Genomic DNA, 25,706 nt, shown 5'->3' on the forward strand with positions numbered 1-25,706 from the left:
CAGTCATCAGCAGGAATCGCTAAGGAGCAGGGACATGGCGAGACGTGCGTTCATCGCTGGAATCACGGGCCAGGACGGGTCTTACCTGGCCGAACTACTACTTCTCAAGGGCTACGAGGTCCACGGTCTCATCCGGCGCACCTCCGCGTTCAACACGGCCCGCATCGACCATCTCTACGTGGATCCCCACGAGAGCGATGCGCGCCTGTTCCTCCACTACGGGGACATGGACGACGGCGCGCGGCTCGTCACGCTGCTGGCACAGATCCGGCCGGACGAGGTCTACAACCTGGCCGCGCAGTCACATGTGCGGGTCTCGTTCGACGAGCCGATCCACACCGGCAACACGACCGGTCTGGGCACCGCCCGCTTCCTCGAGGCCGTGCGGCTCGCCGGGGTGGACACCCGGTTCTACCAGGCCTCCACCTCCGAGATGTTCGGGGCCTCACCGCCCCCGCAGAACGAGGAGACGCCGTTTTATCCGCGCTCCCCGTACGGCGCCGCGAAGGTCTACAGCTACTGGATGACCCGCAACTACCGCGAGGCCTATGGCATGTTCGCCGTCAACGGGATTCTCTTCAACCACGAATCCCCGCGACGCGGCGCCACGTTCGTCACCCGGAAGATCACCCGGGCCGTCGCCGCCATCGCCTCCGGGCAGCCCCAGCGGCTGTACCTGGGCAATCTGGACGCCATCCGCGACTGGGGCTACGCCGCGGAGTACGTCGAAGGCATGTGGCGCATGCTGCAGGTGGACACCCCCCAGGATTACGTCCTGGCCACGAGCACGCCCACCACGGTGCAGCAGTTCCTGGAGTACGCCTTCGGGAGCGTCTCGCTGAACTGGCGCGATCACGTCGAATTCGACGAACGCTACCTCCGCCCCACCGAGGTGGACTCCCTCATCGGGGATCCCACGAACGCCCAGGTGGACCTCGGGTGGAAGGCGTCCGTGGGCGCCGAGGACCTGGCACGCCTCATGGTGGCCCATGACCTCGCCGAGCTCGCCAGCCCTCACGGGCATGTGGTGGACAAGGTCGGTCTGGCCTCCTGGAACGCCAGCCTGGAGCTGACATGAGCACCGTGGAAACTGCCGAAACCGCGGAATCCGTCCAGGAGGACACGGGGATCCTGGACCGCCACGCGCCGTTCTACGTGGCCGGGCACCGCGGGCTGATCGGCTCCGCGATCTGGCGCCGCCTGGAGCGGGCCGGCTTCACGCACCTGATCGGCGTCCCCTCGTCGGAGCTGGACCTGCTGGACCGGACCGCGGTGGAGGATTTCTTCGCCGAGCACCAGCCACGTCACGTGGCCCTGGCGGCCGCCAAGGTGGGCGGGATCCAGGCCAACAACGACTTCCCCGTGGACTTCCTGAGCGAGAACCTCAGGATCCAGGGGAACGTCATGGACAGCGCGGTCCGGCACCGCGTCCACAAGCTGCTGTTCCTCGGGTCGAGCTGCATCTATCCCCGCTTCGCCCCGCAGCCCATCCCGGAGGACGCCCTCCTCACGGGCAAACTGGAGGTCACCAACGACGCCTATGCGGTGGCGAAGATCGCCGGGATCCAGTACGTGAAGGCGGTCCGGCGTCAGTACGGTCTGCCCTGGATCAGCGCGATGCCCAGCAACCTCTACGGCCCCGGCGACAACTTCCGTCCGGGGGTCTCCCACGTCCTGCCGGCGTTGATCATGCGGTACCGGCAGGCCAGGGACGAGGGCGCGGACTCCGTGACGAACTGGGGCACCGGCACGCCGCTGCGGGAGTTCCTCTTCGCGGACGACTGCGCGGACGCCTGCCTCTTCCTGCTGGACAACTACGACGGCGGCCGCCACCTGAACGTCGGAACCGGCACGGAGATCAGCATCAAGGACCTCGCGGAGCTGATCGCGGACGTCGTCGGCTACGAGGGGGAAACCGTCTGGGACGCCACGAAACCCGACGGGACCCCCCGGAAGATGATGGACGTCTCGCGCCTGACCGGTCTCGGCTGGCGGGCGCGCACGGGTCTGCGGGACGGCGTGGAGCGCACCGTGCAGTGGCTCGAATCGCATCTGGAGGAAGCACGGACGGCCTGAGACCCTCCGGTCTCAGGCCGTCCGCGGCCCGTCGGCCGCCGTCGTCGGGCATTCACCGGCCGGACGGCCGGTCCAGACGCCTCTCAGGTCCGGCCGAAGCCGGAGAGCTCCCGGTACCACTTCGGCAGCGCCAGGCACAGGAAGAGCACATTGCACACGAAGAGTGCGAGGTAGACCCAGTGGAACAGCATCGGCCAGCCCCACAGCACGAACACGCAGGCCAGCACGCCGTACTCGGTGGGCAGCACGGCCAGCGAGTACAGCACCGAAGAGCTGCCCTCGCCGGCCAGGCGCATGCCGCTGGATCCGCGATGCGCCCGGCGCAGTTGGTCCGTGAGCATGATGGTGCAGAAGAAGAACGCCGCCAGGAAGGCGTACGCTCCGGGGAGCACCAGCCACAGTCCGGACTCGGCGCCCGTGCGCGCCCAGGCGAACAGGACCGCCAGGTGGAACAGCGACATCTTGGCGGCGTCCACCACGTGGTCCAGCCATTCGCCGGCGAAGCTTCCACCGCCGCGCAGCCGGGCCAGCTGTCCATCCGCGGAATCGAACGCGTAACCCAGCACCAGCAGCGCCGCCACGAGGATCCCCGTTCCGGGCGTGACCGGGGAGAACGCCAGCACGGCGAGTCCTCCGAACGTGGCCAGCGCGCTGATGGCCGTCACCGCGTTGGGCGTCAGGCCCAGGCGGTGGGCCACCGCGGCCAGCACCCGTCCGAAGGGGCGGTTGAAGAACCGGACGTAGGCGGAGGCACCCTTTGAGGTCTTCTGCTTGCCTTTCAGGATCCGCAGGGACGTGGCGATTCCACGGTCCCCGTCTCCGCCGGCCTGCGCGTCCTGGACATCCATGGGCCGTCCCTCACTCCCGCTTGCCCACGGTCCCCCGAAGGGTCCCGGGAGCCGTCACCCCGAAGGCTATGTCAGCGAAGGTACGCCACACTGGCGGTGGAGTCGAACCCCGCGCTCTTCCAGCCAGGATATGTGACGAGTGCGTTGATGCTGTTGAAGCCCTTCTGCGCGCCGGTGGTCAGCGTGTAGGAGTTCCGGCTGAACGAGATCCCCGCCGAGGACGCCGTGAGAACGCGGTCCTTGGTGGTCACCACACCGGTGGTGGCGGTGGCCGGGGATCCCGTCCCCATGTCCACCGCATTGCCGGTGACGGTCACCTTGTTGAGGAGGTAGGTGCCCCAGGAACTGGTCCCGCGATTCCGGGCCTGCAGACTGATCCCATTGAGATTCGCCCGCAGCACATTGCCCGTGATCATCACATCGGACGAGGTGTTGACATCGATACCCGCACCGGACCAGAGGCCCGTCCCGCCGCCCCGGCCCATACGCTTCGCATTGTCGGTGACGGTGTTGTTGCTGATCACGCCACGACGGCTGATCTCATAGCGGATGCCGTCCGCGTAATTGCCCGTGATGGTGTTCGCGTCGACCGTGATGCCGTCCGACTGCACATCGGCCCAGACACCGACGCCCAGGTTCCCCGAGACGGTGTTCCGCTGGATCAGGGCGCTCGAGTACGTGGTCTTGATGCCGCCGGACTCCCAGTCGGCGATCCAGTAGCCCGCCGTGTTGTTGCCGTTGACGGTGTTGCCCGTGACCGTGGCGCTGCTGGTGCGGTACAGGGTCAGGCCCAGCTGACCATTGCGGATCAGGGTGTTGTTCAGGATCTGCGGGCGAACGGCCTGATCGGCCACGACCCCCACCCCGTGGTTGTCGCTCACCGTGTTCCCGGTGACCTTCCAGTCCGTGCCGGACACCACGACGGCGCCGCGCTGGGACCGGTTGGCGAAGTGCTGGACCGTCAGACCGGTGAGCTTGACTCCGGCCTGCGTGGACGAGATCGCGGTCTGCAGCTTGGCCATGCGGATGCTGTGGGACACCGGGGTGTTGGCGATCGTCAGGGTGTTGCTCGCGTAGTCGGCGAAGAAGGTCCCGGGCACGACGGCGGCGAGGCTGTTCACGCGACGCAGCCGCGCGCCGTCGTAGAACAGGTCCTCGGCGAGGTTGCAGGTGGTGCTGCCCGCGGTTTCACACTGGCCGGGGCCCGTGTACGCGGCGGGGAGGTTGCCGCGCGACTGCCAGCGGGCCGGCTGGCCGGTCACTTGGTACGCGGTCCAGGACTTGAGCGGCTTGGCTCCGTCCACGATCGAACCAGGGAGACCTCTCAGCTCCTGCTGGGCCTTGGGGGCTACGGTGCGGTTGAGGATGTGCCGGCCGGCCGCGAGGCAGATCACGGCGCCTTGGGGCTGCGCGTTGACCGCGTCCGCGATCTCGGTGCCGGGTGCGACCGTGACGGTGCACGCCGGGACGGCCGCTTCGGCGGCGCCCGGCGCGGACACGGTCAGCAGACCGCCGCCCAGAAGCCCTGCGAGGGCGAGGACGGCGGGGATGCGGCGCCGGGAGGCACGATGCTTGCCGCGCTGTTTCCGGAGTTCCGGGAAGGTGTTCAGGGCATGGTTAGAAGAAGGGTTCGCCATAGGCTCTCTTTGTTGACGGGCGGAGACCGGCGCCCTGGAATTGCATGGTTGTGAACTCGCCCCTGACAAGTCAAAGGTCGATTCTAGTGAAGATACTGGTAGCTCACAATTACTATCGCTCGGCTCAGCCGTCCGGCGAGGACTCCGTGGTGCGTCAGGAAATGGGTCTCCTGGAGGCTGCGGGACACCAGGTGGGGCACTTCGCGCGGCACTCCGATGACATCGCCGGGATGCCCCCGGCACGGAAGGCCCTGGTGCCTCTCGGGGTGGTGCACTCCCCCTCCGCACGGCGGGATCTCGCCCGGCTGCTGGCCCGCGACCGGCCGGACGTCCTTCATGTGCACAACACGTTCCCCCTGCTCAGCCCGTCGATCCTGCTCGCTGCCCGCGACGCCGGGGTGCCGGTCGTCATGACCTTGCACAATTACCGGATGTTCTGTGCCGACGGGACTTTTCTCCGGGACGGGAAGCCGTGCACGGACTGTCTTTCCGGCGCAGGCCCCCTGCCCGGGCTGCGCCACGGCTGCTACCGGGGATCCGTGGCAGCGACACTTCCGCTCACCCTCAGCATCGGAGTCCACCGGGCACTGGGAACCTGGACGCACGGAGTGACGAAGTTCGTGGTCATGAGCGCTTTCGCCCGCGATCTGTTCGTGTCGCAGGGTCTGGATCCGGACCGGATCACCGTCAAACCGCATTTCGTGCCCGCGGCGGCCCCAGATGACGTGAGTGTTACGCCGGATGACGCGCCCGTGGTGTATCTGGGGCGGCTCTCCCCGGAGAAGGGACCCGATGTGCTCCTGGACGCCTGGCAGGACTCTTTCGGCCCGCTCCTGATGATCGGTGACGGCTCGCAGCGCCCCGCGCTGGAGGCTCAGGTGGCCCGGCGCGGCCTGCGCACCGTGGAGTTCCTGGGCGCCCTGCCCCGGGCGGAGGCGATGTCCCTGCTGGGCCAGGCCCGGCTCCTGGTGAACTCCTCCCGGGTCTTCGAGACCTTCGGTCTGAGCGTGGTGGAGGGTTTCGCCCACGGGCTCGGCGCCGTGGTCCCCGATCAGGGGGTCTTCCCGGAGCTGACGGGCGACGACGGCGCCGCGGTCACCTTCCGCTCGGGCGATCCGGAGTCACTGGCCCGCGTGCTGTCCGGCGTCCTGGAGCCCGGGGTGGCACACCGCATGGGCCGGGCTGCGCTGCGCCGGCACGCGAGCCGGTACGGGGCCGCCGACAATCTGCGGCAGCTCGAAACCGTCTACGCGGAGGCCATCGCCGCCGGGGTGCCCGCCTGAGGCGGGACGGGGATACCGGGCGGGACCCTCAAGGGACCTCACGGGACCTCATCCGGCGTCGAGCACCGTGACGTCGCGGAAGCGGACCGTCTGCGGACCCGGATAGCCCTTGACCAGGGCGAGGTACCCACCCTTCGGCGGGCCGTCCGGGGAGCTCGCCGTCCACCCCGGATCGCCGTCGCGCGAGAGCGTGGCTCCGGCCCCGGTCACGTCGAGGCGGACCGTGGCCCACTCCCCCGGCTTGAGGGCCGCCGTCCGGACCGAGGCGAGGACGCGGTCCGTGCCCGCCGAGCCCTGCCGCTGGAGCAGGGACAGCGTTCCCTGCGGGCTCAGATACAGCAGATACGCCGCGGCCGCCGCCCCGGAGACCAGAGCCGGATCGTCCTGTGCCAGTCCGATCGCCAGCCCCGCGCCGTCGTCGGCACCCGGGAGGTTCTCCGGCCAGCAGAGGCTGACCTCGCAGCCGTAGTACGGCTTGGTCACCGGACCCAGCGAGCCGAGAACGTACGTGGCGGTGGAGGCGAAGGAGAAGTCCAGGCCGCGAGAAGGCTGGTCGAAACGCGGCTGGTACTTGGGCGTCAGGATCCACGGCAGATCGCCCGTGGCACGCTTTCCCGTGCCGAAGTCGTCCTTCACGGCGAGCGCGCCGGTCGCGGTGACATAGGGGTAGTTGGAGCACATCAGGCCCCTCACCCCGAGGTCCAGGACCCGTGTGCGCATGGCCCGCGTGTGGATCTCCCAGCAGATGACCGGCTTGCCGTAGGCCACCAGCTCCCGCATGGCCTGGTCGGAGGCGCCGTGGTAGACGCCCAGGAGGTCGAAACGGTCCTGATAGCGGTCGAACTGACGGTCCGCGTTGTCCATGAAGTATCCCCACAGCGTGTAGCCGCGCCGCCGGGCCTCCTTGTAGGACCCCGAGGCGGCCGTCTGCTTCCACACCATGTGTGAGGTGGACCCCGGGTAGAAGTCCATGAGGTCCAGGACCTCCTTGGCGTGCTCCCCGGACTTGTCCTCGATGAAGAGCACCGTCCGGTGCGCCAGGGCGTCCAGGACGTCGCGGAACGCCGGGATGGGCTCCAGGGGCGTCGCCGGACCCAGCCACGCCCGGGCGTCGTTGCGGATGGCCGCGAGCTCCTCGAACGTCACGTCCTTGATGTCCCGGTCCACGCCGGTCATGCGGGACAGATTGGTGTCATGGTGGCACACGAGCACCCCATCCCGGGTCATGTGCACGGAGACCTCCACCGCCATGGCTCCCGCGGCGACCGCCTCGGTGTAGGCCCGCAGCGTGTGCTCCGGCCAGGTGTCCCCCGAACCGCGGTGCGCGATCGCGAACACCTCCTGCCCCAGGAGTTCGTCCAGTGTGCTGGTGGTCCGGGTCGGTGTCGGGGCCACCGGGGTGGGCCCGACGGCTCCCGCCGAGCATGCGCTCAGGAAGCCCGTGAGGCCGAGCGCCGAGAGCTGCAGGAAGCGCCGGCGTCCGAACGCCGCGTCCTCACGGGGTGACATGGCCGGCCACCGCCCCCGGGCGTGCCACACGGGCGGGAGCCGGTCCTTCGGCGAGCGCCCGGCGGTACCACTCCCCGACCCTCTCGGTGAAGGCCTCCTGGGTCCAGGAATCCGGATCCGGCATGCGCCACGCGGCAGTAACGGCGCCCTCGGTGTCCCGGAAGCCGGCGCTCCGGCGCAGGATGTCCCGCCGGAGGGTGTCCAGACGCTGACAGAGATCCGCGACCACGGCCCCGCTCACCGGGACCGCCTGCGACCGCTCGGCCAGGAACGCCGGCGGACCGCCCAGGTCCAGACACACCACGGGGAGCCCGTGGCTCAGGGCCTCGCCCACCACCCACCCACAGGAATCGTGCATGGACGGGAAGAGGAGGGCGTCCGCCCGGTCCATGAGGCTCAGGACCTCGGAACGCTCCACCTGGCCCAGGAAATGCACCCGGTCCTCCACGCCGCGACGGCGCGCCATGGCCCCGAGCCACTCCCGTTCCTGCCCGTCACCCACGAAGGTCAGGGACCACTGCGGATTCTCCGCGACGGCGGCCAGGGCCAGACGGACCCCCTTCCAGGCGACGAGGCGCCCGACGAAGAGGGCGTGCAGCTCAGCGCCGCCCGCGGAACCGCCGCGGCCGCGGACCGGCGCCGCGCCGTCGTCGTCCGGCGCCGCCCTGTGGGCAGGGGTCCGGAGTCCGGGAGTCAGTCCGGGGGCCCCGGCGGCCGGACCAGCTGGGACCGCGGCCTCCAGCACCGCGTTCGGCGCGATCAGCACCTCCCCGGCCCGGCGGAAGCGCCTGGCCGTGTCCGCGTTGAGCGCCACCGTGACCGCGGCGCGGGCCGCCGTCGGGCCCGTGGTGAGCCGCCGGACGGTGCGGGTGGCGGCACTCCGCAAGAGTTCGTGGACCGTGCCCCGGGCTCCGAGCCAGCGCCACAGCCCCGGCGGCACGTAGCTCGCTCCGCCCACCGGCCCCCAGACCAAGGGGACCTCACGGGCCAGGGAGGCCAGGCCGCAGGGCAGCCAGTCCACCGCGAAGGTGGCGTGGTGCAGCAGCGTGAAGTGGTGTTCCCGGTGCAGCCGCCGGGCGACCCGCGCCGCTTCCCGCTGCCACAGGGGGTAGTACCAGTAGACGTCACGGTGCCGGCGCTTGGCCCTCAGGTAACGGTCCGGGAGGTCGACGTAGACCGGCCTGACCCGGGAGGCCAGGAAGCTGTCGGCCGCCAGGGCCCGGGCGATCGCGGGCGCGAACCGTTCCCGCGTCATCACCCAGACCCTGGCATGCCGGGCGGCGGCCTGGACCGCCGCCCAGCCCGCCCCGGGCTCGGAACCGAGCCCGGGGCCACAGGCGTAGGCGCTGATGAGTACGCGTGGCAACCCCTGCCCTGCTGGTGTACTCATGATCGTGCTCCTTCGCGATTCGGAGATCAGCGCGGGGTGGTGACCAGGTAGTCCGTCACCCGCGCCTGGACTGGTGCATTGGTGGAGGAGCCGGACAGCGTGGTCCGCAGTGCGGGCGAACCCGCGGCCTGCAGACCGGCCGTGCTGTCCGTGGTGCTCAACTGCCAAGCGCCGGGTTCGGTGCCGCTGCTGTCCCAGGCCTTCGCCTTGAGTGCCGTGGTGCCGGATCCGGAGACCAGGAATTTCACCTGAAGGGTGTTGCCGGCGGCCGGGGTGGTCGCCAGGACCTGGGTCTCGGGGACCAGGACGGTTTCAGCCCCGGCTCCGTCCACCCGGATCAGCGAGAGGTACACCCTGCCTGCCGAGATGTACCGGACCTTGGCCCGGTACGCGCCCTGACCTGAGACGGTGCGGGAATCCACGCTCACGTAGACCCCGCCGCCGGTGGCCGGCTTGTCCAGAGACAGGCCCAGGCTGAGCTCCGTGTCCTGTGCGGAGAAGGAGTTCAGGATCACGGCGGTCTGGTTGCCCGCGGTCAGCATGGTCAGGGTGCCCTGCCCGCTGCTCACCGCGTACCGGCTGGCCGTGCCACTCACCGTCCACGCGCCGCCCTTGTCCGCCGTGCCCCAGCCGTTGGTGACGGTCCGCGCGAAGGTGTCCTTCGCCAGGACCGTGCCGGCCGGGACGGCATTGCTCAGGTCCACCTGCGTGCCGGCACTGGCGGTGCCGCCACGGTTGTCCGTCACGGTGACCGTGGCGGTGTAGACCCCGGGAGCCGTGTAGCTGTGGCTCGGCGTGGCCCCGGTGCCCGTGGTCCCGTCCCCGAAGGTCCAGGCGTAGGAGGCGATGGTGCCGTCCGGGTCAGTCGATCCCGAGGCGTCGAACGTGCAGGCGAGCTGCGTGCAGGACGAGGTGGCACTGGCCACCGGCGGCTGGTTGGCCGGCTGCGGCGCCACGGTGACGGTGGTCCCGGCACTGTTCTGAGCGCCGTCGTCGTCCGTGACCGTCACCGTGGCGGTGTACGTCCCGGCTGCCGCGTAGCTGTGCTGCGGCTTGGCGCCGGTGCCCGTGGTCCCATCCCCGAAGGTCCAGGCGTACGAGGCGATGACGCCGTCCGGGTCACTCGAACCCGAGGCGTCGAAGTCGCAGACCAGATAGGTGCACGACGACGCCGCGGCGGCCACCGGTGGCTGGTTCGGCGCCGTGGTGGTCACCGTCTGGCTGGTCACCGTGGTGGCCCCCAGATTGTCCGTCACGGTCAGCCGCACGTTCCAGGTGCCCGCAGAGGCGTAGTTGTGGCTGGTGTTCACCCCGGCGCCGGTGGCTCCGTCTCCGAAGTCCCAGGCGTAGGAGGTGATGGTGCCGTCCGGATCGTTCGACGCCGAGGCGTTGAACGAGCAGGCCATCAGCGTGCAGGACGGGGTGAAGGCCGCCACGGGCGCCTGATTGCCGCGGCCCAGCGAGTTGTGCCAGGCCACCTGGGATGCGTCCAGGGCCGAGGAGTACACGGCCACCTGGGACACGCGTCCCACGATGCCCTGGTTCGCGGGCTGGTTGGGCCAGGCGCCGAGGCTGTTCGCGCCGATCCGCCAGTACCCGGTGTAGCCCTCCGCGCCGGAGGCCGGGGACGAGCCCTTACTGACGCCGTCGACGTAGAGCGTCGCGTTGCCGCCGCCGAGCGTGCCGACCAGGTGGTGCCACTTGCCGTCGTTGACGGCGCTGCCGCCGCGGACGGTCACCACGTAGCCGGGGTAGACGCCGAAGACCGGACGCCCGCCGCTGTCCACGTAGAGGTGGCGGTCGTACTGACTGCTGCTCCCGCTCGACGTGTTCCCGAAGCCGACGACCTTGCCGCCCAGGAGACTCGTGGTGTTGATCCAGGCCTCCACGGAGAAGGTGTTCGGCCCGGTGAGCTGCACCGAGCTGTTCAGGCTCGCATTGGAGTTCTGGATGTTGACCGACTTGGACGTGGCGTTGGGGCCCGTCGAGCCGAGCTGGGTCCGGTTGTTGCCCGTGAGGGTGTTGCCGGCGATCGCGTCATGGGCGGAGGTGCCGCTGTTCTCATCCGTGGGCCAGAAGTACTGGGCCCCGTCGGCCACCACATTCTCCGAGTAGCCTGCGTTCTGGCTGGCCACCGTGATGTAGGGGGTCCAGTACGACGTGACCACATTCGTCCCGTCCGTGACCTCCACCCGGTACGCCACCTGGCTGCCGGGCGTCAGGCCTGAGTCCGTGATCCGGTAGCTGGGGATGTCCCAGAACCGGGAGCGGACGGTGCGGACGTCCAGCGGGGTGCTGGAGCCGTTGCGGAAGACCTTGTAGCTGAGGTATTCGTCGTCGTTGTCCAATGTCGCGGTGACGCGGACGTCCACCTGGCCGGCACGGAGGCTGGCCGCCGACGGGGTGGCGGGCTTCTTGGGCGGCGCGTCGCTGTCCGAGCCGAACATCGTCAGGCCCTGCTGGCCCACACCGTTCACGGTGGTGAAGTCGCCGCCCACCCAGAGGTGCTGGCCGTCCGTGGCCATGTCCCAGGGGCCGACGTAGGTGCTGGGCCCGGCGTTGGTCTGCGGGTACCAGCCCTGAACGTCACCGGTGTCCGGCTTCTCCGCCAGGAGGAACCGGTTCGGACCCTGGGGGAAGCCGCCCACGGAGCTGCAATCGTGGGCGTGGGACCCCTTGTAGAGCCACTCGCCCACGAAGACGATGGCCTCCGTGGCGCCGAGGCACGTGTTCTTCCAGTTCAGCTGTCCCGTGCTGAGGGACGCCGACCAGGTGCCGTCGAAGCAGCCGCCGCCGTCGCCGGCGTTGGCGAAGTAGACGTTGTCACCGTGGGTGATGATGTCCTCCACCTTGGTCCAGCAGGAGCCGGTGCGATCGGGCAGGGTCGAGGCGGCCGGGAACGGCAGCAGCGCGCCCTGCTGGGCGTCGACCAGGGCGACGCTCTCGCGGTGCACGGATCCCACGTAGGCGAATTTGCCGCCGAGGTAGACCTTGCTGCCGTCCGGGGAGGCCTTCACCGAGTTCACATCCGCATCGGGCGCGGGATTCCAGGGCAGGAGCGCGCCGTCGCTGGCCTGGACGGCCGCGGCCCGCGGACGGTCGACGCCGGCCACCTGGGTGAAGCTGCCGCCGAGGTAGATGGTGGGGCCGGCGACGTCGATGGTGCTGACGCGATACGCCACATAAGGCTTGAAGGCGGAGCGCAGCGTCAGGCTCGCGGTGTCGATGGCCGCGATGCGGCCACGGGCGGCGCCGTAGATCTGGGTGAAGTCACCGCCCACGTACACGGTGGACCCGTCCGCGGAGGCGGTCAGGGACCACACCTTGCCGTTGGGCTGCGGCGCGCTGCTGAGCAGATTTCCGGTGGTGGCGTCGAAGACCGCCAGGTAGGTCCGCGAGGTCTCGGAGACCCCGGCGGCCGCGCCGGGCGGACGGACGGTGGTGAACTCACCACCCACGAAGACCTTGCCGCCCGCGTAGACGAGGGCACGGACCGTGGCATTGGTCTGCCAGGTCGGTGTCGACAGAGCGGACAGGGTGGTCTGCTTGGCCCACGCGGGGGCGGCGGTCATGCCCAGGACCACGGCCACCGCAGCGATTCCCACGGCCAGACGCCTGAGGATGCTTTTCATGATGGATCACTTTCTCCCCGAGAGGATGCTGAACCTGGGACCCCGGGACACGTCACCGGCCGGGAGGCCCTTGGTGTGGGACCTCCCGCACAGCGAGAGCTGCGCGGAGGCCAGGAGCAGGAGCGTCATGGATGACAGGTCACACAGTCCGCTCTCATTGATGGATGCCACCAGGACGTAACCGCACAGAAAGGCGGCGACGGCGCGGGCACCAGGCTCCGGGGTCCGGAGCGCGTAGAGGAGGGCGGCGAGTGCCGCCGCCACGATGAGCACCAGGCCCACCACACCGGATTCCCAGTAGGAGTCCAGCCAGCTGTTGTCGATGGCCATGTAATTGATGTCCCCTTCGCCGCGGCGCAGGAGGATCCGCTTCTCCCCCAGGCCGTGGCCGAACCATCGGGTGAGGTCCGTCATGGGCTGCGAGAGGATGAAATCCCAGACCAGCGTGCGCCCGCTCAGGCGCTCCAGCTGGCTGGTGTCCTGGCCGCGGAGGGCCCAGGTCGAGATGGTGCCCAGGAAGGGCGCCGCCGCCACACACGCGGCCAGGAAGACCCCCAGGATCCGCCGGGTGCCCGGGTGCCTGCGCAGGGCGAGTGCCGCCAGCAGGAGGCCGGTGAGAGCCGCCAGAGGGGCCGTGCGGGTGCGGCTGAGCATGATCAGGGCGGCCCCCAGCGCGACGGCGGTGAGCGCGAACGGCAGGGGCAGCAGCCGCAGGGCCCAGAGCAGGATGCCCAGTCCCAGGACCACCGCGCCGATCTCCCCCACGCGGGGCGGCATCATCGGCATGACAGCCCCCATCAGCCGGCCGCCCTGGGCGAAGTTCCGCCCGTCCAGCCACGCCTGCGACGGCAGGAACAGCAGTCCGGCGACCACGCTCAGCCCCAGCACCACGTGGACCCCGAACATGATCCGCACGAAGGTGTAGGCCCGGTCCTTGATCAGGGGGAACAGCAGCGCCAGCACGGCGATCCCGGCCATGAACCGGCCCGCGCGGATCATGATCGTCAGGCTCGACGGCAGCAGCAGGGAACTCAGGATCACCGTCACGGTGAACAGGAGGTAGATCCTGAAGACCGGCGGAATCACCAGATGCGTCCGCGGCGGGGTGAACACCACCAGTCCGAGCAGGCAGGCCAGCAGGACCAGACCCTTGAGCAGGCTGCTGCTGTCCGTCCCGCCGAGAGAATCCGACCGGGACCACGGCTGCACGCTGAGCTCCAGCAGCAGCCACACCATCGCCACCACCGCCGTGGCGGCGACGGGGCCGAGCACGGTCCTGTCACGGCCCATGTCCCGGGGCGCCCTGGACACTCCGCCGGAGGCGCCGGAGCCTCCGGGCCGCACGGCCGTGCGGCCCACGCTCGGCGTCCCGGCCTGACCCCCGCGGCCCGGGACGGAAGGGGCGCTCATGACCGTGACCGTGCCGGTGCGCGTCCGGCCAGCCGGACCTTGGCGGACGGGGTGGACTCCTGGGCGGACTCCGGCGACCCGTCCTCTCCGGCGGAGGGCGCCGTGACGGACTTCACCGCGGTCAGCGCCGCCCGCCGGGGCGCACCGTCCTTGCGGCGGGCGCGGAACCAGCCGAACCGCCGGGGCGCCTTGGTCAGGACCACGGCCGCGACCTCCAGGCCGGACATCCGGAGCTGGTCCACGGCATCGAAGAGACCGTCCGCGCTGTCGGTGCCCTCCTCCACCGAAAGAAGCACCGGGCCGCCGAAATGCTCGGGCAAGGAGGCGTGCCCCTCTGCGGAGGAGGCGAACGGGTCCCCGATCACGATCGTGACCATGTCACCCTGCAGCGTCCGCGAACTGGCGGCCAGGTAACTCGCCTGGCTCAGTGAGAGGCCGTTGAGCCGGCGCCGCGCGGCGCCGTCGAGCTCTTCGAGACCGGCGGCGGACACCGCCTCCGTCCCGCTGAGCTTCCCGGCGGCCTCCCCGGATTCGGTGTACAGCAGCAGTGAGTGCCCGGCATGGGTGGCGGCCTCGGCCAGCGCGGTGGCGGCCCGGAGGCCCGACGCCGGGCTGGTGAGCGCCTGCACGGCCACCACGCTGCCTGTCTGGCTTTCGCCGAGCGGCAGGATGCGGGACAGCGTCCGCCACAGCAGTGGTCCCAGGGCCGGATCCCCGGCGCTTCGTTCGGCGAACACGGCGACTCCTTCAATGGTCCGGACGATGTCCAGTCGGTCGGTGATGCGGGGTGAGATCTGGCGGCGGACGGCCGCGGCCACGATCCCCAGGCCCAGGCCCCCGGCCAGGCCCAGCAGGCCGTAGACCACCAGGCTCAGAGAACGGCTGGTCTTGTCCGCCGTGGCACGTTCGAGCACCGATCCGCCGCCCTTGAAGTCCAGGGCCATGGCCGTCAGGGACGCGGACGTGGCCCGCGCCTGTTCGGCCTGCTTGAGCAATTCCTGCTGGCGTGCCACCAGGGAGGACCCGGTGCTCGTGTTGGCGCCTCCGGCTCCCTGGATGCTCTTGTCCAGCGCCTTGGCGGCGCTCGCGGCGGCCGCGGCCTGTTCGGTGTACTGGCCGGCCAGCTTGTTCATGCTCGCTTTGCCCAGTTCGGCCCGGTAGGCCAGATAGGAACTCGCGACGGCGTTGGCGTAGTCCGCGGCCTCCTTCGCCGACGGACCCTGCGCGGTGATGGTGAAGGAGTTGTCCGTGGCCGGGCTCGCCTTCACCGATTCGGCCATGTCGCGTGCCGCGGTCCCGTCCACGCCGAGCGCGTCCGAAGCGGCGTTGGTGATGACCGGGCTGGCGATGATGATCGCTTGGGTCTCCGCCGGAAGTTCCAGGGCCAGCGGCCCGGTCTTGTCGATCACGCCCTGGATGCCGATGTTGCTGGGCAGGCTGTAGGTCCCGGTGACCACGCTCGTGCGGGCCGTGAAGGTGACCGGCTGTTTGTAGCCGAAGGCCAGCCCTCCGAGCACTCCCGCCACGGTGATCAGCAGGATCAGAAGATATTGGGTGGTGAACAGCTTCCTCAGCGCGTACACCACGGACCATCCGCCGTTCATCTCACGCCCCCTTTCCCATCAGAACAGCCCCGGGAAACGCGGTGGACGCCGCTTCGGCGCGCCCTCTCCGGTACTGCACGGCCCACAGCCACGCGGACAGCGCCGCCGCCACGGCCATCGCCCAGGCCGCGCCGTCGGCGGCGGCCCACAGTGCTCCCAGCAGCCCCGCCACGGCCGAGAGACCGGACGTGAGAGCGCGGGTCACGAATCCCCGGTGGGCCTGTCCCATGGCCCGCAGCATCACGGCGTCACCGGTCCGCAGGCCGTTGCCCACCTGCACCAGGACCAGGGGCAGCACCAGGACGGCGGCCGCGGGCCATTGCGGGCCGAGCAGCGCCGTCGTCCAGGCCGTCGGGAGGAGCAGGAGCACCAGGCCCCAGGCGACCGCGCCCCCGGCGACCAGGCCGGAGGAGCCGTGCCGGACACGGTTCACGCTGCGCTGCCCGGCACGCAGCGCCCGGGCGGCTTCCGGCACGGCCACCACGCCGACGCCCTGGACCAGCACGAACACCGGTCCCAGCGCCACCATGGCGAGCTTCAGCTGGCCGAGGGCCGCCATGCCGGCCACGGCCGCGATGGCTGCGAAGAGCACCTGCTGGGCCCCGTTCACGGCGAGGTTCTCGCCCAGGTACCGGGTCCACAGCCCGCGGTGCTCCCTGGCCCAGGCAGGCATCTTCGCGGGCCTGGGCCAGAGCCGTGCCTGCAGCAGACCGCAGACCGCGGCGGCGGTCCCGGCCAGCCCCCAGGCGAGCACATAAGCGGCGACGGAGTGGGAGGCGGAGATCATGAGCCACGCGAATCCCGGGATCATGAAGAGCAGCCAGAGGAGATCGTTGAGGAAGGCGCTGGAACCACGGGCCCCGCTGAAGAACACCTGCCGCCAGGCGTCCTGGAGCATCAGGCCCGGCAGGCTCACCGCCAGGGCGAGTGCCAGCGGCCGGGTGCCGGCGTCCAGGAAGGGCGTGGCCGCGGCCACCAGCGCCCCCAGGGCCACGCCGATCAGCAGCGCCGTCCCGGTGCTGCTGCCGGCAGCGCTGCGCGCCCGGCCGCCGTCGACGGCGGAATACCGCACCGCGTACGGCTCCGTGGAGAGCGAGCGGGAGACCCCCAGTGCCAGGGAGTACCCGGCGAAAGCCAGGGCGTAGGCGCCGAAGTCGGCGAGGGGGACGGCGCGCGCCACCACGATGCCCATGGCGAAGTTGCTGGCACTGTTCAGCACCTGATCGGCGATGCCCCAGCTTGCCCTGCGCCAGAGTTTCACGGTTCCCGGGGCCCCTGCCCCCGGATGCGGTGCGCTGTGTCGAGACCTGGCGTTCATCTCAGGGTGTCCTTGCTCCTGGGTCCCTGGACGAGCCGGTCAGCAGGTGGGGTGGGTCCCCCACGATCCCCGCCAGGAATCGCGGGATCACCTTGCTGTACCGGGGCCAGAGGCGCTTGGGTTCCTGCAGCAGCCGGTAACTCCATTCGAGCCCGCTCCGCTGCATCCAGCGGGGCGCCCGGCCCACGGTCCCGGCGTTCATGGCGAAGGCTCCGCCCACGCCGAACGCCACGGGGACGGTGAGGCGGTGATTGTGGCTGCCCAGCCAGGCCTCCTGCTTGGGGGCGCCCAGTCCGACCCACAGGAACGTGGCGCCGGAGGCGTTGATGCGGCGGACGATCTCCTCGTCCTCGTCTTCGCTCAGAGCGCGGAACGGCGGGCAGTGCCAGCCGGCCACCTGCAGCCCGGGGATGCTCGCCTCCAGGCGAGCGATGAGTGCCTGCATGGTCTCCTCGTCACCGCCGAGGAAGTAGTTGGACCAGCCCCGCGCCGCGGCGAGCCGGAGGACGGCCGGCATGAGTTCGGGCCCGGGAACCCGGTCGATCACCTGGGACCCGGCCCAGCGTCCGGACCATACCAGGGGCATGCCGTCCGGGACCGTCAGCAGTGAATCGTTGAGCACGGTCCGCAGGGAGCCGTCGTCGCGGGCGTGGAGCAGGGCGTTGGCGTCACTGACGCAGACGTAGCCGTGCTGCGAGCCGTCCACGCTCTCCTCCACCAGGGACACGGCCCGCCCCATGTTGACGCAGCTGACGTGGACGCCCATGATGTCCACGCGCGAATGGGTGCGGATCACCGTCCCCGGTGTGGCCGGCGGCTGGTGCTGGGCTGTGGTCATCGCGGAGGCCTTCCGTTCGGAGTGTTCGACGCCGCGTGGCTCGGTGGCGCTCATGGCGTCACCTGGGCGATCGGCTGCTGAGTGGTGGACGGGGCCGCGGAGCGGTCCAGAAGGTCGAGGGCTCTGCGGAGCGCGGTGCTCGAGGTGTGCACGGTGTACGGGAGGTAGACGATCTCGACGCCGAGCGGGGCGAACAGCGCCTCCAGCGCGTTCCCGGCGGGCGTGCCCTGCCAGTCGTCGCCTTTGAAGATGGCGTCGAAGCGGATGCTCTCCCACAGTTCGGCCTTGCTCGGGACCGCTTCGAGGACCGCCTGATCGACCAGGTCCAGGGACGCCACGATGTCGAGGCGTTCGTGCTCGGGGACCACGGGGGTGAATCCCTTGCGCTCCCGGACGAGTTCGTCGCTGACCACCCCCGCCACGAGGACTTCGCAGTGCTGGCGTGCCTGCCGGAGCAGGTTCAGGTGTCCCACGTGGAAGAGGTCGTAGACCCCGGGGACGTAGCCGATTCGATGGATGACGGGCATGTCAGTACGCACCTTCCGCTGAGACCATGGCTTTCGCGGTCCGCCACATGATCATGAGATCGCCCATGAGGGACCAGTTCTCCACGTAGTAGAGGTCGAGCCGGACCGATTCCTGCCAGGACAGATTGGACCGTCCGCTGATCTGCCAGAGCCCGGTGATGCCGGGCTTGATGAGGAGCCTGCGGTGGGCGGGCTGCTCATACGCTTCGACCTCCCGGCGGAGCGGCGGGCGGGGGCCCACCAGGCTCATCTCGCCGGTCAGGACGTTGAACAGCTGGGGCAGCTCGTCCAGCGAGTACCGCCGCATCCACCGCCCGCTGCGGGTGATCCGCGGGTCGTCGTGGAGTTTGAAGAGCGGGCCGGCCCCTTGATTTCCGCCGCTCAGCTCGGGCAGGCGGAGTTCGGCGTCGGCGACCATGGACCGGAACTTGTGCATCCGGAATGTGGTCCCGTTGCGGCCGATCCGCTCCTGGGAGTAGAACACCGGACCGCGGGAGTCGGATTTCACCACGAGCGCCAGGATCAGGAACACCGGGGTGAGGATCAGCAGCGCCAGGACGCCGAAGCTGACGTCCACCAGGCGCTTGAGAAGATGGCGCGTCCCGGTGAACTGCGGGAGTTCCACGTGCATGAGGGGCATGCCCTCCACGGGGCGGTAATGCACCCGGGGACCGGCGATGTCCGTCAGCCGTGAGGCCAGGACGAGTTCGGTGGACAGGTCTTCGAGCCGCCAGCCGAGTTCCCGGAGGCGATGCGAGCCGCCCGGGAGCGTGCCCGCCACGATCACGATGCTCGCACCGGAGAGCCGGACCAGCTGTTCGATGTCGTCCAGCGTGGACATCACCGGGATGCGGTACCAGGGCCGGTTGAAGGTGGTCTTCCTCGGCAGCGAGTTGAGGGCCACTCCGGCCACCCGGTACCCGACCGCGGGGTTGTCCTGCAGCTGAAGGATCACGGATTCGACGTCCTTGGTCCGCCCGATCACCACCACGTCCTGCAGGTACTCCCCGCGGCGCCGGTGCCGGTTGAGATCGCGGCGCCACAGCCAGCGGGAAGCGAGAAGAAGGAACAGTCCGCAGGGGAAGGCCGTCAGGAAGAAACCACGGAGCACCCCGCCCTGCACCACGATCAGCACCGCGGCGGCGACCACGAAGACCCGGGTGGCCGAGTGGGCCAGCGCCTTGTATTCGGAGGCCCCGAGTCCCAGGATCCGGGGGTCACGGCTGTGCCCGCACTCCAGGTCCAGGCACCAGAGCACGATGATCCCCAGGCTGACCCAGAAGTAGGTGTCCCCCAGCTCCCAGGCGCCGAGACCCCAGCGGAGCGAGTGGGCGAGGAAGACGGCGGCCACGATGCACGCCCAGTCACTGATCCGCAGCCTCCGCCGGAGACCGGCCTCCCAGGCGACGGCGCCGGGATGGGCCGTCGCCCGGCCGGCTCGACGAGCCAGACCTTTCGCCCGGGCCCCGTTGAGCCCGGCCGCTTCACTCAGGCCGGCCGCTTCACTCAGGCTGACCGCTTGGCGCGGGCCGGCGACGTCGGTGGTCCAGTGGGCGTTCGCCCGGTCGGTGGTGCGCCCTCGTGAGAGTGAGGGGGCCGACGGTGGCAGGGGGGTAGCCTCGGTCTCGGAAGGCTGTTCCACCGCCGACCCCGCATGTGGAGCCCGGGCCGGAGCGCCGGGCAGTGTGATGGCACCACCGTTACTGTCGATGGACCGCACAGGGCGGACCCGGGATGGGTTCTCGCCACGATGCGCCACCGGGGATGAAGACCGGGACATTGAGACCTCTTTGTGGTTCTTGAACTGCCCTTTCAGTCAAGTCCCACCGCCTGTTCCAGGCCCGCGGAGCGGCTACCTGCATCTCCGACCGGCACAGAGGCCCCGGACCCGGATGTCCGCCGCGACTACCTGAGTAGTCCTCGCCCGGCCCTCAGGTGGTATTGCTCATCCCCGTGTCCCTACCTGATTTCCTCAGGCCGCCCGCCGGACTACCCGAGTACGCGGCTTGCTCCGCCGGAGCGGCTGGACAAGGGTGCTCAGTCCTTGAAGACGTCGGCGAGCTGGCGCCGTGACGAGACGCCGAGCTTCCGGTAAGCACGGCTCAGGTGTCCGCCCACCGTCCGGACGGACAGGTGGAGCAGCGAGGCGATCGTCTCATCCGAATGGCCGTCCCGCGCCAGCCGCGCGATCTCCTTCTCACGGCCCGTGAGTTTCGGGCCGTTCTCCTCCTCCGGGATGCCCCGGTCGCCGACGGAGTCACCGGCCGTGCTGAGGGCCTGCCGGGCGTGGTGAGCGGTGACGCCGTCGCCGTTCTTCCGGGCGGTGTCCGCCGCGGTGCGGTACAGCGAGCGGGCCAGCGCCTTGTGCCCACGCACGTCGAGTGAACGGCCCGCTTCGAGGATCTGCTGGGCGTCGGGCACCTGAGCGGCCTCCAGGAAGCGGACCATGGCCTCCGCCCACGGCCCGGTGAGCCGGGCCAGCATGCTGTCCAGACGGTCCCGGGCCCCGGGATGCCCCAGGCCCAGAAGCATGGACCAGGCCGGAGCCGCCAGGCCGAGGAAACCCGCACGCTCCATGGACTCCGCCGTCTCCACCATGGCGGCCTTGCCGGGACCTTCGGGCTCCAGTTCGGCGTCGCCGCAGGCCATGAGCAGGGTCGCCATGACCTTGCCGTAGAAGAAGGTGCAGCCGGGCTCATAGCTCTCGCGCAGTTCCCGGGCCAGCTCGGACCTCCCGGTCTTGGCCGCCGCCATGTACGCCTGCGCCACGAAGAAACCACGGAGCCGCTGAGGATCGTTGAGCTTCAGATTCTCCAGACCGGCCAGCAGGGGTTCCAGGCTGGCCGCATACTCGCCTTGCAGCCCCCGAATGGCGCCCGTGATCAGGCTCGTGCCTCCGCCGAACGCCATCGCCGCACCCGTGGCGTCGATCCGGGTCAGGGCCACGAGTTCCAGCGCGGCCTGCGGGCTCCCGGCGGCGAGGGCGACCATGAGCGCCGTCACGATCACGGTCTCCGGAAGGAAGTAGACGTCGAAGCTCTCGTCGTGCCGCATGGCGAACGCCTCTCCGGCACGGCGCAGCGCCGCCTCCGAATCCCCCAGCACCGTGAGGCGTTCCGCGTCGAGGGACAGCGCCAGGGTCCGGTCGATCAAGGCGTGGGGCGAGTCGTCATCCCCGGTGGCCTCAAGGAGGGATCCGATCAGTCCCTCAAGCTCGGCCAGCCGTCCCTCCTGGTTGGCGGCCAGCGCCTGCAGCACCTCAGCGCGCCGGAGCAGTGCCGTGCGGCAGGCCTCGGCGTCGTCGGCGTCGACTGAGGCGGCGAGCGCACGGATCCTCCGCGCCTGCCCTCTGATGTCCGACGGCGGCAGCCCGGCCGCGATCAAGGTGGCGGCCTCGATCAGGGACATCCTGAGCTGGGCCTCCGGATCCGCCAGGACCCAGGGCGCCGCGAGCCGCTCCCGGACTCGGCCGTACTCCCCCTCGTTGAAGTCCAGCCGGGTGTGCACGGCTTCCTTCCATGCCCGGTGTCCGGCGTCCGGCACGGCGTTGAGGAACCGTTCGGCGAGGCCCGCGTCGAAATGCTTGCAGGCCAGCGTGGCAGCCTTCAGCAGGTGCTCCGGGGACACGGGCAGTCCTGAATCGAGGAGCCAGCGGGTCCGCTGCAGCAGCACCAGAGGAGCGTCCGCCTCACCTTCAAGGCTCTCCAGATCCTCCAGAATGGCACGGCTCAGGCTGCGCGGGATCAGCGACCGGACCACTTCGCCGTACACGGGATTCGTCATCCGGAGCCGCTCCCGGCCGCCGTCCTCGAAACGGATGAAACCCTCGTCCAGCAGCGTCTGCACGGCCTCGTGCCCGAACCGCGCCTCCAGGACTCCCCGGCCGAGCGTGCCCCCCAGGGCCACGGCGTTGAGTGCGTGGTGCGATTGCAGGCTCAGACTGGCCAGCCGCTCCTCGACGATCGCGTGAAGTCCTTCCCCGGACCACGGTTCCTTGGAGGTCGCCACCCAGACGTCACGGCGCAGCGCGATCCCGCCGTTCCTGCGCGCTTCGGACAGGAGCAGGTGCAGGAGCATGGGGCTGCCGCCGGAGTCCTGCCAGAGCTTCCATTCGAGGCCCGGAAGCAGCGGTGCCCCCAGTGCCTCCTGAGCATAGGCGCGGGTGCGCTCGCGGTCCAGCGGTTCCAGCGCCACCTCTTCAGCCAGCCCCATGCCCCAGAGTTCGCTCAGCGGGCCGGCCAGGGGCCGCCGGGCGTCGTAGGAGGCCACCAGCGTGATGTCCCCGTCCATGACCAGGGAGGCGAACAGGTCACTGCTGGCCGGGTCGAGGGAGTCCGCCTCGTCCACCATCACCACGGGAGGCAGGCCCTCGGCGTCCCCGCCGAGGGCCTGCCGCTGGGCCCGGAAATGAGCCCGGAGCACCTTCAGCGCAGGGGTCGGGTTGAGTGAGAGTGCGCCCATCGAGTCCATGCCCCGCAGCACCGCCAGCACACCGTAGTTCACCAGGGTGAGGGCCGGGGTGCCGTGCAGGGAGAGGACCGGCCGGGTGGCGGACAGGGTGCCGAAAAGCCGGCGCAGCAAAGTGGTGACCCCCATGCCCGGTGCGGCGGCCACGAAGACGGCGGGTACCTCGTCGGAGTTCAGGAGCCTGAGCACCTCCGCCAGTTCCGGTTCCCGGCCGAAGGGCCGCGCCACGTCACTCATGTTCAGGCGCTGGCTGTCCTGAAGGGGCGGCGTCCGACAAGGCGGCGGACAGCGAGTCGAGTTGTTGTCGTGAGGTGACGCCCAGTTTCGCGAACGCCTGGTAGAGGTGCCCCTCCACGGTGCGGACCGAGATGCCGATCCGGCGGGCGATGTCCCGGTTCCCCAGGCCCTGCTCCGCCAGGCGCGCCACCTGCAGTTCGCGGTGGGTGAGATGCCCGCCGTGGCTGACGGACACCAGCGTGCGGTTGACCAGCCCGGCGCTCTCAGCCGATTGCAGATGGGCCCGGGCCGAGGCGAGGGACACGCTGCTGGCGTTCTCCTTGGCCAGTTCGAGTGCCACGGCGGCACACCGGTACTCCACCGCCTGCAATTGCAGCTTCTCGGCTGCGGTGGCCGCGTCCAGGGCCCGCTGCGGATCGCGCTGCAGAACCGCGGACGCCCAGCCGGCCGTGATGCGGCCCATGGCCCCCTGCCGGAGCAGGCCCGCCGTCCGGACGGCCTCGATCTCGCGGTTGTTGTTGTAGTACTTGGCGCCGAAAAGGCTGAGCGAGGCGGCCGTGACGCGGCCCTCCTCCAGGTCTTCCAGACCCGAACTCACCAGCAGCCGGGCGGCTTCCAGGTCGTTCATGGACAACCGGGCCATCCGGACGAAGAACTCCGTCATGAACCGGTTGGCCCAGTTCATGGCGGTCTCCAGACGGCCCAGCCGGGCCAGGATCTCCCGGGCCGCTTCCTCGTTGCCCGCCGAGGCATGGGAGAACGCGAGCGCCGAGAGAGCGACGCACAGGTAGCCGCTGGCCCGCTCGGCCTCCAACTGGGCGATCGAGGACGCCAGGATCTCGATGGACTGGTCGGACTTGCCGGCGAAGCAGTGCGCCAGGCCGACTCCCAGCTCCATGACGCCGCCCCGGAACATGGCATCCTGGCCGCTGGCCTCCAGCAGCTCCTGGAGCTCGTCGATGCACTCGAGCCAACGGCCACTCCAGATCAGCGCGAGGACCCGGCCTTCGAGGTGGATCTCCCGGACCTTGTAGTCCTGCGGAGCGAGACGCAGGCGCTCCGCCACCTCACCCGACAACCGGATCGCGTCGTCCTCCCGGCCCATCGCCGCGTGGCACATGACCAGGAAGCCACCGCAGACCAGGCGCATCTCCTCGCTGGCGTCGGGCGACGCCCACAGGGATTCCAGTTCGGGGCCCACCGTGCGGAAATCCCCCTGGTGGAAACGGATCTCCAGTCCGGCGAGCAGGAGACGTTCGGCGACGCTCAAGTGCTTGCCGTCTCCCGCCGTCCGCTTCCAGCCGCTGCGGTCCTTCTCTTCGAAGCGGCGGATCAGCCCTTCCAGCGTGGTCACTTCATCCCTGGCAGCCTGATGATCGCCGAACAGTTCCAGATGGCAGCGGACCCGCGTCTGCTGGACCATGGCGGCGACGGCGAGCGCCGCGGGTCCCGTGGCGGCCGCAGCGAACGCCTCCACGTCCACCGGCGCGATCACCGCCCAGGCCTTCTCCGGCTCGGCCAGGGCGAAGTACGCGGTGGCCGTGAGGACCCGCGCCTCCACCGCCCGGCCATGGTCCTCCGGGAAGTCCCGCAGCACCCGGATGGCGAGGAGCGGCCGTGAGTTCGCGAGCGCGTGATCCGCGATGCCGAGGCGGAGGCCGGCGTCGAGCTCCTGTCCGGAGTCCAGGAGCCACTGGCCGAGGACCAGGAGCTCGGAGGGCTCGAGTTCCATGAGGGAGCCGCCGGCGGCCAGATTGATCTCGGCGAGGAGCTCACCACTGGCCTTCTCATGGCTTCCCACCCGGATGGACTCGGCCAGGAAGAAGTCCTTCAGGCTCACATGCCGGTCGCGCGAGGTCTCGACCATCAGATGCCCGCGCTCCTCGAGTTCCACGAGCGTCGTGACACCCACCACGGCCGCGGCCAGACGCCAGGGCGCCCGGTGCAGCAGCGCGATCTTGACCAGCGCCTTCTGGAGTTCTTCCGGTTCGCGCTGCAGCCGTGCCGCCATGAGCCGGGCGACGGGACCCCTCGGCTCGATGGCCAGGGGGTGAGTGGAGATCCAGTGCCCGGACTGCAACTCGATCCTGCGCTGCTCCACCTGCTCGCCGAAGAGAGCCTGCATGGTCAGCGCGGAGCGGCCACGATGCTGGAGGAGCGCGCTCAGGGCGGCCTCGGAGATGGGGTGCCCGGTCGACTGAAGAATCAGCTGGCGTGACTCGCTCCGGTTCAGAGGCGCCATGCGGTGCTGGACGATCAGGCCATCGCGCACGAGCCATCCCAGGCTGGAGTGCACGTCCCGCGTCCGCGGCGCCGTGGCCAGGAGCTTGCTTCTGCCGGACAGCACCAGGTGCACGATCACGGACAGCGACGCGGTGTCGATGCGGTGGATGTCATCCACGAACAGCAGCGTGGTGCGCCCCCGGGCCTCCTCGGCGATGGCCTGGCTCAGCGGCGGGATGACCTCCGCCGGCACCGGATCGGCGCTGTCCGGGATGCGGTCCAGGTATTTGAGGAAGATCCCCAGCGGTTTGCCGCGCAACGCGTGGGTTCCGGAGAGGATCACCACATGGAGGTCAGGACGGGAGCGGGCGATCTCGTAACCGAGCGAGGATTTGCCGCTTCCCTCGGGACCTTCCAGGAGCATGCCCCTCAGATCGGGATCCTGGAGCATGGCCTCCACGGCGGGGATGAGGCGCCGGTGAGCCACACCGGACCACTTCCTGCGCTCGACCGCGCCGAGAACCTTCCTCCAGGTGGAGGGAGCTGCGGACAACGCCAAAGTCGGCGTGTGGGCAGTACCGAATGTACTCACCTTTGACACCTCTCATGAACAGTCGCCCCCTGAAGACCTGCGACTGACCACGATGCCCCCTGCTCGTTACTTTGAACCATACCAGCGTGTCCGCGGCAGGAGAAGGGAATGCGAG

Annotated in this window: 16 protein-coding genes; 3 read left to right on the forward strand and 13 right to left on the reverse strand. The window is 70.0% G+C overall.

The genetic code is table 11. The features are described from left to right. The first annotated feature begins 34 nt into the window (after nt 1-34). Together gmd and AB4Y75_RS08880 are read left to right on the forward strand one after the other, a co-directional pair. Nucleotides 35-1,078 carry a GDP-mannose 4,6-dehydratase gene (gene gmd, locus AB4Y75_RS08875; protein ID WP_441435503.1) on the forward strand — a complete coding sequence of 348 codons (1,044 nt, stop codon included), beginning with the start codon at nt 35-37 and terminating at the stop codon, nt 1,076-1,078. Continuing rightward, nucleotides 1,075-2,076 (forward strand): GDP-L-fucose synthase family protein, encoded by a 1,002-nt coding sequence (locus AB4Y75_RS08880; protein WP_441435504.1) that lies wholly within the window; start codon nt 1,075-1,077, stop codon nt 2,074-2,076. The genes gmd and AB4Y75_RS08880 overlap by 4 nt, the downstream gene beginning before the upstream one ends. An 83-nt stretch (nt 2,077-2,159) precedes the next feature. Here AB4Y75_RS08880 and AB4Y75_RS08885 read toward each other — a convergent pair whose 3' ends face one another. Both AB4Y75_RS08885 and AB4Y75_RS08890 read right to left on the reverse strand, forming a co-directional pair. After that, on the reverse strand, nt 2,160-2,924 hold the full coding sequence (locus AB4Y75_RS08885) for a CDP-alcohol phosphatidyltransferase family protein (protein ID WP_441435505.1): 765 nt from the start codon (nt 2,922-2,924) through the stop codon (nt 2,160-2,162). Between the two features lie 71 nt (nt 2,925-2,995). After that, complete coding sequence (locus tag AB4Y75_RS08890; RefSeq protein WP_441435506.1) at nt 2,996-4,561, reverse strand: right-handed parallel beta-helix repeat-containing protein; 1,566 nt, start codon at nt 4,559-4,561, stop codon at nt 2,996-2,998. 86 nt (nt 4,562-4,647) lie between these two features. Here AB4Y75_RS08890 and AB4Y75_RS08895 point away from each other — a divergent pair, with 86 nt between their 5' ends. After that, the gene (locus AB4Y75_RS08895) at nt 4,648-5,844 is read left to right on the forward strand and encodes a glycosyltransferase (RefSeq protein ID WP_441435507.1); all 1,197 of its coding nucleotides are present in this window, start codon (nt 4,648-4,650) and stop codon (nt 5,842-5,844) included. A 48-nt stretch (nt 5,845-5,892) separates the two neighbouring features. Here the strand turns inward: AB4Y75_RS08895 and AB4Y75_RS08900 are convergent, their stop codons facing one another. From AB4Y75_RS08900 to AB4Y75_RS08950, 11 genes are all read right to left on the reverse strand, one after another. Then, on the reverse strand, nt 5,893-7,353 hold the full coding sequence (locus AB4Y75_RS08900; protein ID WP_441435508.1) for a glycerophosphodiester phosphodiesterase family protein: 1,461 nt from the start codon (nt 7,351-7,353) through the stop codon (nt 5,893-5,895). Then, on the reverse strand, nt 7,340-8,743 hold the full coding sequence (locus AB4Y75_RS08905) for a glycosyltransferase (protein ID WP_441435509.1): 1,404 nt from the start codon (nt 8,741-8,743) through the stop codon (nt 7,340-7,342). The genes AB4Y75_RS08900 and AB4Y75_RS08905 overlap by 14 nt, the downstream gene beginning before the upstream one ends. A gap of 26 nt (nt 8,744-8,769) precedes the next feature. Further along, nucleotides 8,770-12,375: a PKD domain-containing protein gene (locus tag AB4Y75_RS08910; protein WP_441435510.1), complete on the reverse strand. Its 3,606-nt coding sequence runs from the start codon at nt 12,373-12,375 to the stop codon at nt 8,770-8,772. A 6-nt stretch (nt 12,376-12,381) separates the two neighbouring features. Next, a complete protein-coding gene (locus AB4Y75_RS08915) occupies nt 12,382-13,785 on the reverse strand; it encodes an O-antigen ligase family protein (RefSeq protein WP_441435511.1) in 1,404 nt (467 codons plus the stop codon). After that, nucleotides 13,782-15,389: a hypothetical protein gene (locus AB4Y75_RS08920; protein WP_441435512.1), complete on the reverse strand. Its 1,608-nt coding sequence runs from the start codon at nt 15,387-15,389 to the stop codon at nt 13,782-13,784. Before AB4Y75_RS08920 ends, AB4Y75_RS08915 begins: the two co-directional genes overlap by 4 nt. A gap of 1 nt (nt 15,390) precedes the next feature. Further along, complete coding sequence (locus tag AB4Y75_RS08925; protein WP_441435513.1) at nt 15,391-16,650, reverse strand: hypothetical protein; 1,260 nt, start codon at nt 16,648-16,650, stop codon at nt 15,391-15,393. Between the two features lie 58 nt (nt 16,651-16,708). Continuing rightward, nucleotides 16,709-17,599, reverse strand: coding sequence for a WecB/TagA/CpsF family glycosyltransferase (locus AB4Y75_RS08930; RefSeq protein ID WP_441435514.1), 891 nt, complete (start codon nt 17,597-17,599; stop codon nt 16,709-16,711). Then, complete coding sequence (locus tag AB4Y75_RS08935) at nt 17,596-18,072, reverse strand: adenylyltransferase/cytidyltransferase family protein (protein ID WP_441435515.1); 477 nt, start codon at nt 18,070-18,072, stop codon at nt 17,596-17,598. The genes AB4Y75_RS08930 and AB4Y75_RS08935 overlap by 4 nt, the downstream gene beginning before the upstream one ends. Nucleotide 18,073: 1 nt before the next feature. Continuing rightward, nucleotides 18,074-19,714: a sugar transferase gene (locus AB4Y75_RS08940; RefSeq protein WP_441435516.1), complete on the reverse strand. Its 1,641-nt coding sequence runs from the start codon at nt 19,712-19,714 to the stop codon at nt 18,074-18,076. Between the two features lie 395 nt (nt 19,715-20,109). After that, nucleotides 20,110-22,776, reverse strand: coding sequence for a LuxR C-terminal-related transcriptional regulator (locus tag AB4Y75_RS08945; RefSeq protein ID WP_441435517.1), 2,667 nt, complete (start codon nt 22,774-22,776; stop codon nt 20,110-20,112). Beyond that, nucleotides 22,769-25,552, reverse strand: coding sequence for a LuxR C-terminal-related transcriptional regulator (locus tag AB4Y75_RS08950; RefSeq protein WP_441435518.1), 2,784 nt, complete (start codon nt 25,550-25,552; stop codon nt 22,769-22,771). Before AB4Y75_RS08950 ends, AB4Y75_RS08945 begins: the two co-directional genes overlap by 8 nt. Nucleotides 25,553-25,706 lie beyond the last annotated feature (154 nt).

The organism is Arthrobacter sp. RAF14 (genome assembly GCF_052114185.1).
Taxonomy (GTDB): Bacteria; Actinomycetota; Actinomycetes; order Actinomycetales; family Micrococcaceae; genus Arthrobacter_E.